Genomic DNA, 17,877 nt, shown 5'->3' with positions numbered 1-17,877 from the left:
TATTCTTATTTAGTTCTTGTGTTTGTTGTGCAGCACTACTCTACAGCTCATCCTTTTCCAGAACGCTGTATATCAAACACCTTGCCAACGGCGGGTGTCGCAATTGTGCAGTAATACTCATATGATGAGATTAACTGATGTCAACAACATCTGTTATCAACGGAAGGAAGCTGGCCACAGGCCAGCTTTAATAATAATATTTTATCAGCTTATCCGTGTTGCAGGAAGTAGTCAACAATAATTTTATCTACAGACTTTACTGTGAGTAATGCATCCTGTATACTCAATGCATTGGGATGTGTATCTGCACAGATCACTTTTTTGATGATACCACTTTTTTTGATCTTCTCAAATCCTCCACCAGCAAATATTCCATGTGTAGTAATGACTGAGATGGATTTTGCACCAGCATCCAGGTATGATTGTGCTGCATGTATGAGAGAGCCCCCAGTGCGGATCATATCATCATAGATGATGACATTTTTATTTTCTACTTCTGCATTGATACCCGTGATTTGTGTGGTCTCGCCGGAGATGCGTTTTTTAAATACGAAGGCAGCTTCCACATTCAGATCATTCGCCAGTGATTCTACCCATTTTGCTCTGCCTGCATCAGTGCTTGCTAATACGAATGTTTCACCTTCTCCTAATTCCATCGCAGCTTCTTTTACCAGGTCTTTGCCATAGAGGTGCACAGGCCTTACACCACTCTCAAAATAGTAAGTGATACCATCTACATGGAGGTCCATGAGAATAACTTTATTACCACTATTAGTGGCGGGCAGGGCAGAGAACAATAAAGCGCGGGTTTTGGCTTTTACGATCTCGCCGGATTTCACCGCTCTTTCCATAGTGGAGTAGCCAAAGAAAGGAATGACCAAGTTCAGGGCAAGTGCATCCAGCTGGATACAACCGTGAGCAATATCGAACAATTCCAGGGTTTCTTTGTCGTCAATGGTACCTCCCAGCACTATGACCTCTTTGCCATGTACCTGGCTACGGATACGGTGATAATGTTCCCCGTCCGGGAAATCGCGGATTTCCAGTTTTCCGTCCTCCCAGTCGGGAGCCAGCGCCAGTATTCGATCTTTGAGATACTGGTAGCGCTGTGTTGCAAAAATGATCTTCTGAGGCATAGTGTTTGGAATATATGAGTGTTAAAAGTAATTATTTATAAATTAATGGTATGTTTAACAGCCATTAACCCCGATAATTCGACATTAATCTATATTTTTAACGTTTCATTTGCGAGGGGAAATTTATTTTTGAGCGATGCCTAGACGAATTAAAACGCTTCCCATCTGGCTTGGAGCACTATTTTTTAGCCTGTTTTTCTGTCTGCAGCACGCAAGTGCGCAGGTCAGAGTGTCGGGTCTGATCACAGACATCGACAACAGGCAGGGAATTCCGAATGTTAGTATTATCAATAAGAAGACGCGTTCAGGTGTATTAGGGGGTGAAAGCGGCCGTTTTGAAATTGATGCGATGCCAGGAGATACCCTTGAGTTTACCATGTTAACATACGAAAGGAAATTCGTGACAGTGCCTGCTACTTCTATGTTCATTAATGTGTATATGACGAAGAGGGTGATTACCATACAGGGTGTGGATGTAAGAGGAAGAAACTATATGCGGGATTCAGCTGCCACCAGGCAGGAATATGCGAAATATTTTGGGTATAAGAAGCCTGGGGCAATAGATGTGTTGAAGACATTACCGTCACATCCCATTACAGCGTTGACATACCTGGTGCCGAGTAAACAGCGGAAGCGGAATGAACATTTTAAAGAGCAGCTGGTATATTGGGAGAAAGAAAAATATATTGATAACAGGTATAGTCCGGAATTAGTGGAGAAGATGACGCATTTGAATGGCAATGAGCTGGATAGTTTTATGATGAGGTATAGGCCGGGGTACCAGTTTATTCAGGATGCGACGGAGTATGATTTGATGTTGTATATTAAAAATAGTTATACTCAGTACCAGAAGGATAAGGTGGCGGGAACGCTGCCACCGGTGAAGAAAGAAGATGAGTAATAAATAGAAAAGCGGGATTGCCATACGGCCACCCCGCTTTTTTATTTAATTAAATCCCCATTCAGGCGGAGCAATTGCGTTTCTGCCAGTTTGATATTATACCGGGCATTGATCAACCGGTTATAGGCATCTTCCAGGCTTTGCTGCGCTTCTTTCACTTCAATTGTTGTAGACACGCCTTGTTTGAACCGCTCCAACGCTACCATCGCATTTTCACGTGCCAACCCCAGATTCTCATCTTCCAGGTCTACCGCCGTTTTATAGTATTCATAATCCTTGAATGCATTGCTCAGCGCCATATCCATTTTTGTACGTGTATTCTCCAGCGACAGCTGCTGATAACTTACATTCAGTTCTGCATTCTTCACCTGCCTGTGTACATTCAATCCATTGAAAATGGGAATCGTAGCTGAAAACCCATAATTAATTACCCCATTCTGGTTGAAGATTGGACTGAATGAGTTCGTGGCTGCATTCGAATTCACCTTCGTAAAATTGTACCCGGTATTGAAATTGATGACAGGAAAATAATCGCCCTTACTTTCTTTCAGCGCCAGCTGCGACACCGTCAGGTTTTGCTTGGCTACCATTAAACTGGTATTGCGTTGCAGCATCTCTTCTCTCATTTTACCATAGGCAAGATCAGTATTAAGTGGAATACTATCCTGCACTTCATACTGTGTATTACCGTCTTCTATCGCCATGTACTGATTCAGGATCACCTTACCCTGATCAATCACTGTTTGCTGTCGCAAAAAAGAAGCCTTCAATGCATTGTAGTCGACTTTTGATTGTAGCCAGTCTGTCTTTGGACCCAATCCTGTCTGAAATTTCGCATCAGACAATTTCACTCTTTCATCTGCAATCGCTAATTGTTCTGACAGGTTATGAAGTTGTTGTTTTCCCTGCACTACTGCATAGTAACTGGCGATTACATTAGCAACTGTGGTGATCAGTGCATCTTTCATCGTGGCATCACCCAGGTCACGGATGGCTTCCAGTTTTTGCCTGGTGGCAAACATTTTCAAACCATCAAAGAGGGTCCATGATAAAGTTACATTGCCAGTGAAGTTATTACTATGAATCCCACTCGTATCACGCTTGGTGCCATTTACGAATTCCTGTTTGGTACGGGTTGTATTCCACACCCTTGATGCAGTACCATTTATTCGGGGTGCAAATGCCCAGTTGGCATATGCATAATCGTTAGCTGCTATAGCGGCATCATTCTTCGCCAGCCGTATATCATAGTTGTTCTTTAAAGCCAGATCTATCGCCTGCTCCACTGTCAGCACCTGTTGTGCGGAAACATGGACGGCAGTTAGCAACAGGCAAAATATGAGAATGCGTTTCATGTTAAGCATATAGACAGAACTGGTCAGCCAGCAGCTTACCAGTTCAGAGTTTTATACAGTAGCTTCAAATTCTTCAATGGGTTGCTTTACCTGTTTTCTCCTACTCAGGAAAATGTACATCGCCGGAATCACAAATAAAGTCAGGATCAGTGAAAACACGATCCCACCTACAATCACAATACCCAATGGAATACGGCTCGTTGCCGCTGCTCCCAGTGACATTGCGATTGGCAATGCACCCAAAGCCATGGCAAGACTGGTCATCAGGATCGGACGTAAACGCATGGTGGCTGCTTCGATTGCAGCTGTCGCTTTCCCCTGGCCCTCATCCCGTTTATGATTCGCAAATTCCACGATCAGGATACCATTCTTGGTCACCAGACCGATCAACATAATAACCCCGATCTGAGAGAAGATGTTCCACGTCTGACCAAAAATCCATAGGGAAAGCAAGGCTCCTGCAAATGCCAGCGGCACGGTGAGCATAATGATAAATGGATCGACCCAGCTTTCAAACTGTGCGGCCAGTACCAGGTAAATTAATACCAGGGCCAGCACCAGGGCAAACATGGTATTGGATCCACTTTCTGCATAGTCCCGGGAAGATCCTGATAATGCAGCGTTATAAGAATCATTGATCACACCTTTTTGCTGCAGGTCGTTATAAATGCGGTACATCGCATTGATACCATCTCCAATGGTCTTGCCCGGAGCCAGGCCCGCAGAAACTGTCGCAGATTTATAACGATTGAAGTGATAGATGATCGGCGGACTGGTTTCTTCCTGGATGCTGACAACGTTATCCAGCTGAATGGCCTCTCCCCTGCTGTTGCGTACATAAAAATTCTGCAGGTCAGTAGGTTTATCACGACTACCACGGAATACCTGGCCCATTACCTGGTATTGCTTACCATTGCGGACAAAGTAGCCATAACGTACATTGCTCAGTGCCAGCTGTAAGGTCTGGGAAATATCATCGACAGATACCCCCAGTTCACTGGCCTTTGCACGGTTGATCTGGATACGTAATTCAGGTTTGTTGAACTTCAGGTCAACGTCCACCCCTGAAAAGGTGGGATCATTGTTGGCCTCATCGAGGAAGATGGGCAATACCCTGGATAGACTATCAAAGTTGATATGCTGTAAAACAAAGGATACCGGCAATCCACTACGACGACCTACCTGGATGGTTTGCTGTTCGATTGCGAATACCTTGCCTTCGGAGAACTTGAACATATTGCGGTTCACCATGTTCACAATTTCCTTCTGTGAACGGGTCCTGTTATTGGGCTCTGTGAGTACCACGTTTGCAAAACCTGTGTTGACTGCACCACCACCACTAAAGCCCGGAGCCGTTACGGTCAGTACGATATTCTTTTCAGGAATGGAATCGATCATGAATTGGGTCAGCCCGTCCATGTACCGTTCCATATAATCGAAGGAAGTTCCTTCGGGGGCCGTGATAGAGAGACGGAACTGGCTGCGGTCTTCAATCGGTGCCAGTTCTGATTGCAGGTTGCGGAAAATGAAATAGATCATGGCCACACAACCCAAAATGATCAGGGTGGCTATCCAGCGTACTTTCATGAATTTCTCCAAAGCATGCTGATAACTATTTTCCATCCAGGTGAAGAAAGGTTCTGTTTTGGTGTAAAACCAGGAGTGGGTATGTTTTTTACGACCCAGCTTCACGTTCAGTACAGGCGTGAGCGTAAGTGATACGAAGGCAGAAATAAGTACGGCACCGGCTACCACGATTCCAAACTCCCTGAACAGGCGACCTACGAAGCCCTGAAGGAACACGATGGGCAGGAATACGAATGCCAGGGTGATACTGGTAGCGATAACGGCAAAGAAGATCTCTTCAGAACCTTCTTTTGCTGCCTGCATCCGGGGCATGCCTGCTTCAATCTTCTTATAGATATTTTCCGTGACCACGATACCATCATCCACCACCAGCCCTGTAGCGAGTACGATGGCCAGGAGTGTCAATATATTAATGGTGAAGCCACACATATACATAATAAAGAAAGCGGCAATGAGGGATACCGGGATATCCACCAATGGGCGGAAGGCCATGAGCCAGTCACGGAAAAAGAGGTAGATGATGAGAATTACCAGCACCAGTGCCACGACGAGGGTTTCTTCTACCTCTTCGATAGACTTGCGGATAAAGCGGGTATTATCGATGGCGATATTTGTGCTCAGATCCGGTGGCAGGTCTTTTTTCAGCTGTTCATACCTTTTGTAGAATTCATCGGCGATAGCTACATAGTTGGAACCAGGTTGCGGGGTAAGGGCGAGGGCGACCATGGGCACCCCTGATTCTTTCAGGATCGTTTCTTCATTTTCCGGGCCTAATACTGCCTGACCAATATCCCTGAAGTGAATCAGGCTGCTATTTACATTTTTGATAATCAGGTTATTGAAATCTTCTTCGGTATTCAGGCGGCCAAAAGTGCGAACGGTGAGTTCCGTGGCGTTCCCGGCGATCTTACCGGAGGGCAGTTCTACGTTTTCTTTGGCCAGGGCTTGCTGCACGTCAGCGGGTGTGAGGCTGTAAGCTGATAACCTGGCGGGGTCCATCCAGAGGCGCATGGCGTATTTCTTCTCCCCGAGTATGCGGATGGAGCTGACGCCAGGAATGGTCTGGAGTCTTTCCAGCAATACGTTGTTCGCATATTCCGTGATTTCCAGCTGATTGCGGGTGCTACTCTGCAGCGTCATGGAGAGGATATAGTCCGAGTTTGCATCTTCTTTGGATACAACAGGGGGGGCGTCGATATCGGGAGGCAGGCTACGGAGTGCCTGGGAAACTTTATCGCGCACGTCGTTGGTAGCGGCTTCGAGGTCAATACCCAGTTCAAATTCAACGGTGATATTGGAAGTACCCTGGCTGCTGCTGGAGGATATATTTTTGATACCGGCGATTCCGTTAATAGATTTTTCGAGCGGCTCGGTGATCTGTGTTTCAATAATATCAGAGTTGGCACCTGCGTAGGAGGTGCGCACATTTACGATGGGTGGATCTATGGCAGGGAAGTCCCTTACCCCCAGGAAGTTGAAGCCTACGAAGCCAAAGATGACGATGATAATGTTCATCACGATGGCAAATACAGGACGTTTGAGCGAAAGAGAGGGTAGGCTCATGGTCTACATAATTTAATTGATCTTGTTATACTTCAGTACCATACCAGGCTTTAGTTGTAGCATACCGCTGGTGATTACGGTATCTCCTTTGCTGAGACCATTGGTAATCTGTACATTGTCAGCATCCCGGAGGCCTGTTTCTACGACTACAAACTTTGCTTTGCCCTGGTCCGCGATAATCACTTTCTTGTCACGGGTACCGGGAATAACGGCTTGTGAGGGGATCATGAGGGCATCGGGCATATTACGGAGCGCTATTTGTACGTTAGCGAAGGCACCGGGCAGTAACTGACCGGGGTTAGGTACAATTGCTCTTAGTTTAATGGTCCGGGTAGCGAGGTCTATTTTTGGATCGAGGGCGTAGATCTGTCCTTTGTAGGGCCTGGCATCGCCGGCCACCTTAAAATTGACGGCATCGCCTTGTTTAACGGCGTTGCGATACTTTTCCGGAACGGTGAAGTCTACTTTGAGCGGGTCTATCTGCTGCAGGGTAGTAATAATAGTGGTATTGTTGACAATCGCCCCGAGGCTGATATTGCGGAGGCCGAGGCGTCCGCTGAAGGGGGCCCTGAGTTCCGTTTTCTGGAGCTGGGTACGGGTATATGTTATATCTGCACCATAGGCGCTCACCTGGTTGCGGGTCACGTCTACATCCTGGCGGCTGATACCATTGATCTTCAGGAGGTTTTCCTGTCTTTCGAGGGTAGTTTTGGCCAGTTGTTGCTGCAGTTCGAGTTTTGACAACTGAGCTTTAAGGTCTTCATCATAGATTTTGACGAGGAGGGTTCCTTTGGCTACCTGGGTACCTTCTTTAAAGAAGAGGCCAGTGATCTTGCCCGTAATTTCGGGTTGGATCTGTACTTCTTCATTGCTCTGAAGGGTACCGCTCGCATCAATAACTTCATTGAGGGAGGAGGTGTGTACAATAAAAGCGTCTACCAGCAAGGGTTTGTTTCCTTTGCCACCACGTACCGTTTCTTTGTTGGGTGCTGCTTCTTTTTTAGGAGCAGCGAACCTGGAATAGATAATTACGATAATAACTACAGCCAGGACCAGGTAAACGACTGTTTTCAGGAACTTTTTGTTACCAGCCATTTGTTCGCATATTTATGTTGCAGGGGATATTGCCCGGGGCAAATTTAATAAAAGCCCTTGCTGATCGGGAGGCCCAAGTGTTAATTAGCGTTAATTGTCATTTAAGGGTATATAGGAGGTTGAATTGGCGGTTGAATGGCAAATGCGGTCAATATTATATGTGTACTTTGAAGCATATACGGTGAGGGTAAGGGGTGTTTTCCTGGGAATTCAGGAATTCAAAAATTCTGGCTAATCCTTTGTGGGAATGGATTTTACGTTAATAACACTAAAGTAAATTGGGTAAAATTGGCCTCTGTTCTTGTCAATTCAATAAAAATTATATTTTTGCACTCAAGTTTTAAACCAAAAACACTTAAAATTATGTCAGACATTGCATCAAGAGTTAAAAAGATCATTATTGACAAATTGGGCGTTGACGAAGCTGAGGTAACTCCTGAAGCCTCCTTCACCAACGACCTGGGCGCTGACTCTTTGGATACGGTAGAACTGATCATGGAATTCGAAAAAGAATTCAACATCTCCATTCCTGACGAACAAGCTGAAACTATTACTACTGTTGGCCAGGCAGTTGCTTACCTGGAAGAACATGTAAAATAATCCTACTTAATCAGATTTGTTTTAATGCAACCAAGACGAGTAGTCGTTACAGGTTTAGGCGCACTTACACCGCTCGGCAATTCCGTATCCGAATACTGGAAGGGATTGACGGACGGTGTATCCGGTGCCGGACCTATTACACAATTTGATGCTTCCAAGTTCAAAACCCGTTTTGCTTGCGAACTGAAGAACTTTGATGCTACCAATTACCTGGACAAGAAGGAAGCCCGTAAAATGGATCCCTTCACACAGACAGCTGTGATAGCTGCTGACCAGGCCGTACAAGATGCCGGGATTGACCGTAATTCTGTCGATATGGACAGGGTTGGGGTGATCTGGGGATCGGGTATTGGCGGGATGATCAATTTCTGTCAGGAAATGAAAGATTTCGGTCAGGGCGACGGAACTCCCCGTTTTAGTCCTTTCCTAATAGCCCGGTTAATTATCGACATTGCGGCAGGACACATTTCTATACGCCACGGTTTCAGAGGACCTAATTTCTCAGTGGTGTCTGCGTGTGCTTCTGCTACAAATGCCATTATTGAAGCGATGCAATACATCAGGTATGGCAGAGCGGATGTAATGATCACCGGAGGATCCGAAAACGTGATAAACGATGCCTGTGTAGGCGGTTTTAACGCGATGAAGGCCCTATCCGAGCGAAATGATGACCCGGCCACAGCCTCCAGGCCCTTTGACCTGAACCGTGATGGGTTCGTAATGGGAGAAGGTGCGGGAGCACTGGTGCTAGAATCCTATGAACATGCGATTGCCAGAGGTGCCAAAATTTATGCTGAACTGGCAGGAGGTGGCGCTACAGCAGATGCCTATCACATCACAGCACCCCATCCAGAGGGATTAGGCGCTATGAACGTTATGCGAATGGCCCTGTTAGACGCTGGACTGCAACCCAATGCAATTGACTACATTAACGTACACGGTACTTCTACTCCACTTGGAGATGTTGCCGAAGTAAAAGCGATCCAACAGGTATTTGGTGAAGATGCATATCGTATGAATATCAGCTCCACCAAGTCTATGACCGGTCATTTATTAGGTGCTGCCGGTGCGATTGAGTCGATTGCGGCTATCATGTCTGTTATACATGGTATAATTCCTCCTACCATTAATCATTTTACGGATGATCCTGAACTGGACTCCAAATTAAATTTTACCTTTAACGTCGCACAACACAGAGAAGTAAACGCTGCATTAAGCAATACCTTCGGTTTTGGAGGGCATAATGCATCCGTGATTTTCAAAAAATTTGTTGCTTGATTGTGTGAAATTACTGCCAGGATTTTTATATCGATTTGTATCCGGTAAGAGAAGTCTTTACAAGGATCTGTATAACCTGCTGGGCTTTGCCCCGGGCAATTTCTCATTGTATGAAGTCGCCCTGAGCCATCGCTCGAGCAAGGAGAAGTTTCTGGAGAGCAATGAAAGGCTGGAATATCTCGGTGATGCCATCCTTGGTGCCATTGTCGGCGATTACCTTTTCAGGAAATATCCTTACAAGACAGAAGGCTATCTCACCGAAATGCGGTCCAAAATTGTGAACCGCCAGCAGCTTAATGATATTGCTATCAAGATGGGCCTGCGCAAGCTGACCATTTATGATAAGTACAATAGCTTCCTGAAGATCTCCCAGATCTTTGGTAATACCCTCGAAGCCCTGGTTGGCGCAGTATACCTTGACAAAGGGTATAACCGCACCAAACAGTTTGTGCATCAACGCATCATCATGCCTTATATTGATCTGGAACTGCTTGAAAATGTGGAAATGAACCACAAAAACAAGCTTTACGGATGGGCAAATAAGCACGGCAAGGTCCTTGAGTTCGACCTGCTGGAAGAACAGATGGACAATGGCCGCCGCATCTTTACTGTTGGGGCAGTAGTAGATGGGGAGCTCATTTGCAGTGGTAAGGCTTTCAATAAGAAAGATGCCAGTCAGATTGCTGCACAGCAGGCCATAGAGCTGCTGGGGCTCGGAGAAAAATAACCCGTTTCCGAACTACTTTACCGGTTGTCTTAAGATTGTTTTCAGCTTTTCCTGCGCAGTTTTGCGTGGGTCACTCAGGTATATTTCATGGTGCCGGCCATTCCAGGTCAGGCCTTTTTCTCTCATAAAATCGTGTAAGATCTGTAATGATACCGATTCGGTAGCGTAGGAACCTGTGTGCAATATCTGAACACTCTGGCCTTCGGCAAGGGTTTGCAGGTAGACCTGGTTGAAATGTGGAACGGGTTTCTTTTCATAGGTCTTTTTCAGAATGGTCTTTACATCGTTCTTATTGATGAAGTCCGGCATACGGATCAGGAGCTGCCAATGCCACTGATCACGGGGCACTTCCAGCACCTCGCGGAAGCCCGTATAGTTTTCCCCATTATCTACCCACCAGAGGCCTTCGAGCTTGCAGACTACGAAGTCCAGTTCCATTTTCTTATAGTGCATTTTTATACTGTATGCGCCGGTGTAAAGCGCTTGCGTGCAGGCAGCAAAGTGCTCGCCGTTAGGATCTCCCTGTCCTTCAATGGAGAGATAGTGGCCGGGAGGAACGAAGAGTAATGCGGGTTGGGCCGTTGCAGTGTAAAGTTCTTTGTGGGTTTTAGTGAGATCTGTTTTTGACATATACATTATCGTTAATAATGCAAAGGAAAGGGGGCGGAGTGACAACCTTATGTCAGTAGATATTGCTCATAAATTTCTGTGGCAAGTTTTCGCATATGTTCCTTCAATTCCTCCGGTCCAATAATCTCCACCTCTTTCCCGATCGTCAGCACCCATCTCCCAAACCAATCCAGATGTGAAGTTAGAAATGTCATTTCCACGCAATCCCCTGCCGCTTGTTCCTCCATCAATCCATAATAAAACCGCTGATTGCCCAGCTTTTTTGCCATAATCGCCGAAAACCGCAATTTCACCACATGTGGATAAGCAGCTGGTTCAGCATATTTTTCCATATACTCTTTCAGAGAGATATGCCTTTCTCTTTCATAAGAAATTGCGGTTACCCCCAGGTTCCGGATGCGGTCCATCCTGAAATTCCGGTAAGCATGCCGGAGTCTGCACCAGGCAATGAGGTACCAGTATCCCATCATATAAATAATGCCAATGGGTTCTATTTCCCTATGTGTCAGGGTTTCGGAATGCAGGGCAAAGTAATCCAGCTTGAGCATCAGGTGTTTGCCCAGTGCATATTGAATATCCGAGAGAAACCGGTTAGGAAACTCGCTATCCTCTGGTGGTCTGCGGCTAATCACGGCAATATTCTCTTCCAGCGATTCCAGGAAATCTTTTTCGCTGCTCCGCAGCACGGCCCTGATCTTTTGCATGGCGTTGCCAAATTGTTTCCTGTTGGAATGGTCACTGAGCTGGGCCATCATCTTCTCTCCGGTGAGCAGGGCAGCAGCTTCTTCCCTGTTAAACATAACCGGGGGCAGGTGGTAGCCTTCCACCAGGTAATAACCGGTACCAGCCTCCGCGCCTACGGGCACCCCAGCTTCCTGTAAGGCTCTTACATCACGATATACAGTACGGAGGCTGATTTGAAAGCGTTCTGCTATTTCAGCAGCCTTTACAATTTTCTTGCCCTGGAGCTGAATAAGTATGGCGGAAAGACGGTCTATCCTGTTCATGGCCGAAAATTAGAAATAAAATGAAAAAAAAATGGCAACCCGTTAAACTTCGAATATTAAACACCGTCTTATATACAGAAAATATTTGAGAGTAACACTTTAGAGAAACGAATAGCAGTATAGAAAGCGAGAAAAAGTCTAAGTCTCTGAAAAATATTTAAGATTTTGATGCTACAGTACAGAATATAGGTTAAATGGTAAGTCCCTGCAATTTTTTGCGGGGACCTTTTTTTTGGGCAGATTTTGCGGTATTGGATACATGCATCCAACAATTTTGATCATCCACCTATCATTCTAATATTACGACTATTACCTTCCCATTTTATTTATAATCATTAACTTATGATTAACAGATTTAAGAAAGATTCATTCTACTTTTGATTTAAGCAAAATTCAAATGAGTTTTTTTAATGGTTAATTTGGGGAGGGCCTGATCTTTATCAGGCCCCATTTTTTTTGTTCTAATTCAACCTTGAACAAGCAATGATTCGTAAATGATTTTTATAGTTCGTAGTTTAGTCCCCGCAGCCAGTGAGAATGGACTGGTGAACAATACTATTACTACTGGTAATACTTTTTTAAATCAGGTAAATTGGGGTCCGGAAATAGCGATCAGTCATTCATAGCGGAAGAGGTACTGTGGAATGCCTTCAGACAGGACGATGAACAGGCCTTTAGTGAGATGTACAGGCGTTTTGCTGCTGTATTATATAACTATGGCTACCATCTTGCAGGCGATACTGCACAGGTGCAGGATGCTATGCAGGATCTTTTCGCCGATCTCTGGCGTACAAGGCATAACCTTTCAGCGACTACTTCCGTTAAATATTACCTTTTCAGGTCTTTGCGGAGGCGTTTGCACAGGTTGTCGGATGCAAAGGCGGCCCTGGTCCTGGATTGGTCGTTACAGGAAGAAGCCTCGGCAGAGGATATGCGGATTATGGGGGAGGAGAATCTTTTACAACAGCTTCGCCTGCAGAAAGCTATGCACCAATTGCCGGTAAGACAGCAGGAGGCGATCCGGTTAAGATTCTATGATAATTTTAGTTGGGAGGAGATTTCAGGTATTATGGGGGTGAATGAGCAGTCTGTTCGTAATCTGGTACAGCGTGCAGTAGTCAAATTGAGGGAGCTACTGTAGCGAATTTTGTTAAAGACCCCACCCGCCCAAAAAATATTTTAAAAAAACTTTAACATAAGTGAGTTAAAATAACCCTTCTCTCTCTTTATTAATATACATGGATTACTCAAACTTCGATACTGCCGATTTTGTGACTGACGACAGCTTCGTCGCCTGGGTTAAGCTTGGCGAGAACGCAAGTCATTGGGAATCCATTTCGCGGAACTATCCGGAACAGCGGGCTGCTATTCTGCAGGCACGCGCCATTATTCAGGCGGCGTCACAGCTTCCTGCATTTGGTCTGAAGGAAAATATCCACGAAATTATCTGGCTGAATATCCGTGAAAGTATGGATGCGCCGCAAAAACCAGTCAGGAAATTACGTTCCTGGTACGTGGCTGCTGCTGCCGTACTGATTGCCCTGGTGGCTACCACTGTAATGTGGTTCACCCTGGACAAGCCGGATCACAGTGCTTACCGAAAATTGGTGGCAAAGGCTGAGAAAAAGAAGGTTGCTTTTATTGAGAGTATCAACAAAGGCAGGAAACCTGAAACTGTAAGCCTGCCCGATGGAAGCTCTGTAATCCTGCAACCTGGAGCCCGGATTAGTTATCCGTCCTGTTTCACTGGCAAATGCCATCGTCAGGTATTCCTTTCCGGAGCAGCATTTTTTGAAGTAAAGAAAAACATTGAACCTTTTGTAGTATATGCCAACGAAATGGTAATCAACGTACTCGGCACCTCATTCATGGTGAGAGCCTATGATGAAGATACCCTGGTAAGTGTAGCCGTAAAAACTGGTAAAGTAGCTATTGCCATACAACCACAAGAGAACAATGCCCGGGCTAGTTTGTCTGCTAACCAGCAGGCAATACTGAAACGTTCCAACCATACTTTAGATGTATTGCCAACGAACGTAACAATCATCGCCCAGCCAACTGTAACTGAGCTGTACTCTTTTGTATTTGCAGATGCTCCTGCAGACAGTGTGTTCAACATGCTCGAGAATGCCTATGGTGTACATATTAACTATGACAAAAACCTGATGGCCGACTGTAAATTAACAGCATCCCTGGATGACGAACCGCTGAAAGAAAAATTAAGACTTATCTGTCAGGCACTGGAAGCAAATTGTACGATCGAAGGAAATGAAATTACTATAACAACCAAAGGATGTCATTGATAGTGTTCACGTACGCGTAGCTAATAAGGAATGTAGAGAGTTCCCCCGTTGATACACTAGTTCACGAAATACGTTATTGAGAACAAATAAATTACACTGATACTTATGCTTTACATCACGTAATGAAAAAGCCAGCGGTATGGCCGTACCACTGGCTGAAAAAATAATACTCTTGCGGCACCGCCTTATACCCGCTCCACTGGGATAAGACACCCTTTCTATTTCCCATTACAAACAGGAACACAATTCAAGTTATGAAAAAAAGACTACGAATCCATGATTTAATCTTTATGGTCATGCGTACATGCTTTTACCAGCTGCTAATTGCCACGTTATGTACCGGTCTCATTTATGCAAAGTCCACTGAGGCCCAGGAAATTCTCACCAAGCCTGTATCTATAGATGCCCGTCAGCAAACAGTTGACCAGGTACTGTCTAAACTAGAACAAGCAGCTGATGTGAAATTTCTCTATTCTTCCACGCTCATCAGCGCTTCCCGTAAAGTAAATCTGGAAGTGAAACAGGAGCCCCTTGGAAAGGTACTGGACAAGTTACTCGCCCCATTGCAACTCTCCTATCAGGTCGATGGTCGGCAAATTGTGCTCAATCGATTACGCAAACCGGAGGAATTTACCTCCACGATGAATGCAGTTGTTCGTATTCAGGGTAAGGTAGTAGACGGAAAAGGTACTCCACTGCCAGGCGTAAACGTAAAACTCAAAAATTCTACCGCAGGTGCTGTCACCGATGCTGGTGGTAATTTTGCTTTCAATGCACCAGATCTTTCTGGTACACTCGTTTTCTCTTATGTGGGGTATACTACTAAAGAAGTAGAGCTCAATGGAAACAGTGTTATCAACGTTACACTAGAACCTTCCGCTACTTCACTGAGTGATGTGGTGATTGTAGGTTATGGTACACAAAAGAAAGAATCCCTCACAGGTGCAATCGCTGCTATTACTGCAAAAGATATGGGCGATGTACATGCTGGTTCTACTGTAAGTACCGTACTTGCAGGTAAACTGCCGGGTGTTACCTTCCGTATGTCTGACTCCCGTCCGGGTGCAAGTGCCAGCATTCAAATCCGTAACATGGGCGATCCATTGTATGTAATTGATGGTATCCAGCAGGATGCCGGTCAGTTCAACAACATCGCACCGAACGATATCGAAACCATCACTATTCTGAAAGATGCTTCCGCTGCTATCTATGGTATGCGTGCTGCAAATGGTGTTGTGGTGGTTACTACCAAGAGAGGTAAACTGAACAGCCGTAACACTATCAACCTTGCTGCATATACCGGCTGGCAGAACTGGACCCGCTTCCCTAAAGGCGTAAATGCTTACGAATGGATGGCAGGTAAAGCAGATGCTGAAATGAACCAATATGGTTCTACCACTATTACAAAGGCAGAACTGGAAAAATGGAAAGCAGGTACTGAACCAGGTTACAAGAGCTTTGACTGGTACAAGTTCATTGTGAAGGACAATGCGCCCCTCACTAACCTGAACCTGAACTTCAGTGGTGGTTCTGACAGAATTAACTACTACGTTTCTGCTACTCACCTGAAACAATATTCTGTACTTGGCAGACAATTTACTTTCGAACGTACCAACATTCAAAGTAACATCGAAGCGAAAGTATCTGACAACTTCAAGATCGGTGCACAAATCAACGGTCGTGTAGAAACCAGAGACCAACCAGGTGTACCAGGTGGTGATGACTACTGGGAAGCTCGTTTCGCTATCCTGCGTAACACTCCTATCGAACGCCCTTATGCAAACGATAACCCAAATTATCCAAACAACATCGGTCACAATACAGAAAACTGGGCCTTGCAGAACAAGAAACTGTCCGGTTACTGGCATGAAGACTGGCGTGTGTTACAGACTAACCTGACTGCGGAATACAAATTCCCCATCGATGGTCTGAGTGCAAGAGGCCTGTTCTCTTACTACTATGCTAACAGAATTATGAACGGTCACGAGTATACTTACAATGTATATACTTATGATCCTAATACGAATGCATACAATGTATCTGGTGGTAGCTCTAACCCATGGAGAGAAAGAGATAACCACACTAACCTGTCTCCTACTATTCAGTTACAACTGAACTATGCACACGCTTTTGGCAAGCATAACGTAGGCGGTACCGTAGTAGCAGAAAGAATCAAGAGAAGGGAAATCGATAACTGGCTGCATGCTGTGCCTACCACCAACGATCTGCCACTGATCTACTTCAGTACAATGGATACCTATAATGATGGCGACTTTACTACTGCCCGTCTGGGTTACATTGGCCGCTTAACTTATAACTACGATAGCCGTTACTACCTGGAAGCTTCTGCCAGAAGAGATGCCTCCTGGAAGTTCGCACCTAACAAACGCTGGGGTACCTTCCCTGCTATGCAGGCTGGCTGGCGTATCAGCGAAGAACAATTCTTCCAGCACCTCGTAGGTGGCAAGAAAACGCTGAGCGAACTGAAACTGAGAGCTTCTTATGGTAAACTGGGTGATGATGATATTCCTTTGTCAGCATATGACTATCTCTCTGGTTATAACTACAACTCTTCTACTGTAATCCTGGATGGTAAACCTGTAATCGGTTCCTCCTACAAAGGTGTTCCTATCAATAATATCTCCTGGTATGTGAGTAAAACAATGGACATCGGTGCTGACTATGGATTCTGGGATAACCGGATCAGTGGTGCGGTAGATTACTTTAAAAGAAAAAGAACAGGTCTGCTGGGTACTAAATATGACCTCCTGATACCAAGCGAACTGGGTTATACCCTGCCTTTGGAAAACGTAAAGAGCGACCTGGTATCCGGTGCTGAGTTCTCCGTGAACTACAGAGGAGAATACAAGAAAGTACGTTTCACCATAGGTGCTAACTTCTCTTATGCACGTGCTAAGAACCTGGATAGCTACAAACCGGTATTCCTGAACTCTATGGATCACTACTATGGTTCACAGGAAAACAGATATAGCAATACCTTCTGGGGATATAATGTAGTAGGACAATTCCAGTCACAGGATGAAATCAACAACTATAAAGTAAACGTTGACGGGGCAGGAAACAAAACATTATTACCAGGTGACCTGATCTATAAGGACCAGAATGGTGATGGTGTGATTAATGACTATGATAGACGTCCTATTGGTTGGGGTACTGGTAAGAACCCAATCATGAATGGCGGTATCAACTTTACTGTAGCATATAGCAATTTTGATTTCAGAGCTGATTTCTCTGCTGGTACCGGTTACTCTTTCAACCGTAAATGGGAAATGCGTATTCCATACACCAACCAGGGTAACCTGCTGGCTGAATTCTACAACGATCGCTGGCACAGGGAAGATCCTTATGATGTAAACAGTAAATGGATCGCAGGTAAGTATCCTGCATTGCGTTTCAACAATGGTGGTCACAGCAACTACAATGTGGACTCTGACTTCTGGTTGACAAACGTTCGTTACATCAGGGCGCGTACCCTGGAACTGGGTTATACCCTTCCTAAGCACATCCTGGCGAAAGCAAAAATTGAACGTTTCCGTGCATACATCAACGCCTACAACCTGTTCTCTATCGACAATATGCGTAAGACAGGTATAGACGCTGAAGTTTCTGATGATAACGGTCTGACTTATCCACAAAGTAAATATGTGAATATAGGTTTTGACCTTTCCTTTTGA

13 protein-coding genes are annotated in these 17,877 nt (G+C 45.1%); 7 read left to right on the top strand and 6 right to left on the bottom strand.

The features are described from left to right. Positions 1–209: 209 nt before the first annotated feature. Entirely contained in the window at positions 210–1,136 is a 927-nt protein-coding gene (gene prs, locus U0033_RS19710; RefSeq protein WP_072358344.1) for a ribose-phosphate diphosphokinase, read from the bottom strand. A 136-nt stretch (positions 1,137–1,272) separates the two neighbouring features. Between prs and U0033_RS19705 the strand changes: the two genes are divergently transcribed. Further along, positions 1,273–2,037, top strand: a complete 765-nt coding sequence (locus U0033_RS19705) for a peptidase associated/transthyretin-like domain-containing protein (RefSeq protein ID WP_072358342.1) — start codon at positions 1,273–1,275, stop codon at positions 2,035–2,037. A 41-nt stretch (positions 2,038–2,078) separates the two neighbouring features. Here the strand turns inward: U0033_RS19705 and U0033_RS19700 are convergent, their stop codons facing one another. From U0033_RS19700 to U0033_RS19690, 3 genes are read right to left on the bottom strand one after another with little or no spacing between them, the layout of a single operon-like run. Next, entirely contained in the window at positions 2,079–3,392 is a 1,314-nt protein-coding gene (locus U0033_RS19700) for a TolC family protein (RefSeq protein ID WP_177318560.1), read from the bottom strand. Positions 3,393–3,443: 51 nt separating this feature from the next. Next, positions 3,444–6,542, bottom strand: a complete 3,099-nt coding sequence (locus tag U0033_RS19695; protein WP_072358338.1) for an efflux RND transporter permease subunit — start codon at positions 6,540–6,542, stop codon at positions 3,444–3,446. A 12-nt stretch (positions 6,543–6,554) separates the two neighbouring features. Continuing rightward, complete coding sequence (locus tag U0033_RS19690) at positions 6,555–7,637, bottom strand: efflux RND transporter periplasmic adaptor subunit (protein WP_072358336.1); 1,083 nt, start codon at positions 7,635–7,637, stop codon at positions 6,555–6,557. A 363-nt stretch (positions 7,638–8,000) separates the two neighbouring features. Here U0033_RS19690 and U0033_RS19685 point away from each other — a divergent pair, with 363 nt between their 5' ends. The 3 genes from U0033_RS19685 to rnc are packed head-to-tail and all read left to right on the top strand — an operon-like array spanning position 8,001 to position 10,242. Beyond that, on the top strand, positions 8,001–8,237 hold the full coding sequence (locus U0033_RS19685) for an acyl carrier protein (RefSeq protein WP_012788038.1): 237 nt from the start codon (positions 8,001–8,003) through the stop codon (positions 8,235–8,237). 24 nt (positions 8,238–8,261) lie between these two features. Beyond that, entirely contained in the window at positions 8,262–9,515 is a 1,254-nt protein-coding gene (gene fabF / locus U0033_RS19680) for a beta-ketoacyl-ACP synthase II (RefSeq protein ID WP_072358335.1), read from the top strand. 4 nt (positions 9,516–9,519) lie between these two features. Next, complete coding sequence (gene rnc / locus U0033_RS19675; RefSeq protein ID WP_083571403.1) at positions 9,520–10,242, top strand: ribonuclease III; 723 nt, start codon at positions 9,520–9,522, stop codon at positions 10,240–10,242. Between the two features lie 12 nt (positions 10,243–10,254). Here rnc and U0033_RS19670 read toward each other — a convergent pair whose 3' ends face one another. Both U0033_RS19670 and U0033_RS19665 read right to left on the bottom strand, forming a co-directional pair. Further along, positions 10,255–10,872 carry a GyrI-like domain-containing protein gene (locus U0033_RS19670; RefSeq protein WP_072358333.1) on the bottom strand — a complete coding sequence of 206 codons (618 nt, stop codon included), beginning with the start codon at positions 10,870–10,872 and terminating at the stop codon, positions 10,255–10,257. 47 nt (positions 10,873–10,919) lie between these two features. Continuing rightward, entirely contained in the window at positions 10,920–11,879 is a 960-nt protein-coding gene (locus U0033_RS19665) for a helix-turn-helix transcriptional regulator (RefSeq protein ID WP_072358331.1), read from the bottom strand. Between the two features lie 592 nt (positions 11,880–12,471). Between U0033_RS19665 and U0033_RS19660 the strand changes: the two genes are divergently transcribed. From U0033_RS19660 to U0033_RS19650, 3 genes are all read left to right on the top strand, one after another. Beyond that, positions 12,472–13,020, top strand: coding sequence for an RNA polymerase sigma factor (locus U0033_RS19660; protein ID WP_083571402.1), 549 nt, complete (start codon positions 12,472–12,474; stop codon positions 13,018–13,020). 97 nt (positions 13,021–13,117) lie between these two features. After that, a complete protein-coding gene (locus U0033_RS19655; protein WP_072358329.1) occupies positions 13,118–14,182 on the top strand; it encodes a FecR family protein in 1,065 nt (354 codons plus the stop codon). A gap of 296 nt (positions 14,183–14,478) precedes the next feature. After that, positions 14,479–17,877, top strand: coding sequence for a TonB-dependent receptor (locus U0033_RS19650; RefSeq protein WP_072358327.1), 3,399 nt, complete (start codon positions 14,479–14,481; stop codon positions 17,875–17,877).

It is taken from the genome of Chitinophaga sancti (assembly GCF_034424315.1).
GTDB classification, from domain to species: Bacteria; Bacteroidota; Bacteroidia; order Chitinophagales; family Chitinophagaceae; genus Chitinophaga; species Chitinophaga sancti.
Note: the sequence above shows the minus strand (reverse complement) of the source record. Positions and strands in the feature narration are given on the sequence as shown.

Coding starts and splice junctions, on each gene's coding strand:
- U0033_RS19665 (WP_072358331.1), bottom strand. CDS start 11,879: ATGAACAGGATAGACCGTCTTTCCGCCATACTTATTCAGCTCCAGGGC.
- U0033_RS19685 (WP_012788038.1), top strand. CDS start 8,001: ATGTCAGACATTGCATCAAGAGTTAAAAAGATCATTATTGACAAATTG.
- U0033_RS19700 (WP_177318560.1), bottom strand. CDS start 3,392: ATGAAACGCATTCTCATATTTTGCCTGTTGCTAACTGCCGTCCATGTT.
- U0033_RS19705 (WP_072358342.1), top strand. CDS start 1,273: ATGCCTAGACGAATTAAAACGCTTCCCATCTGGCTTGGAGCACTATTT.
- U0033_RS19695 (WP_072358338.1), bottom strand. CDS start 6,542: ATGAGCCTACCCTCTCTTTCGCTCAAACGTCCTGTATTTGCCATCGTG.
- U0033_RS19670 (WP_072358333.1), bottom strand. CDS start 10,872: ATGTCAAAAACAGATCTCACTAAAACCCACAAAGAACTTTACACTGCA.
- U0033_RS19650 (WP_072358327.1), top strand. CDS start 14,479: ATGCGTACATGCTTTTACCAGCTGCTAATTGCCACGTTATGTACCGGT.
- U0033_RS19655 (WP_072358329.1), top strand. CDS start 13,118: ATGGATTACTCAAACTTCGATACTGCCGATTTTGTGACTGACGACAGC.
- fabF (WP_072358335.1), top strand. CDS start 8,262: ATGCAACCAAGACGAGTAGTCGTTACAGGTTTAGGCGCACTTACACCG.
- U0033_RS19690 (WP_072358336.1), bottom strand. CDS start 7,637: ATGGCTGGTAACAAAAAGTTCCTGAAAACAGTCGTTTACCTGGTCCTG.
- prs (WP_072358344.1), bottom strand. CDS start 1,136: ATGCCTCAGAAGATCATTTTTGCAACACAGCGCTACCAGTATCTCAAA.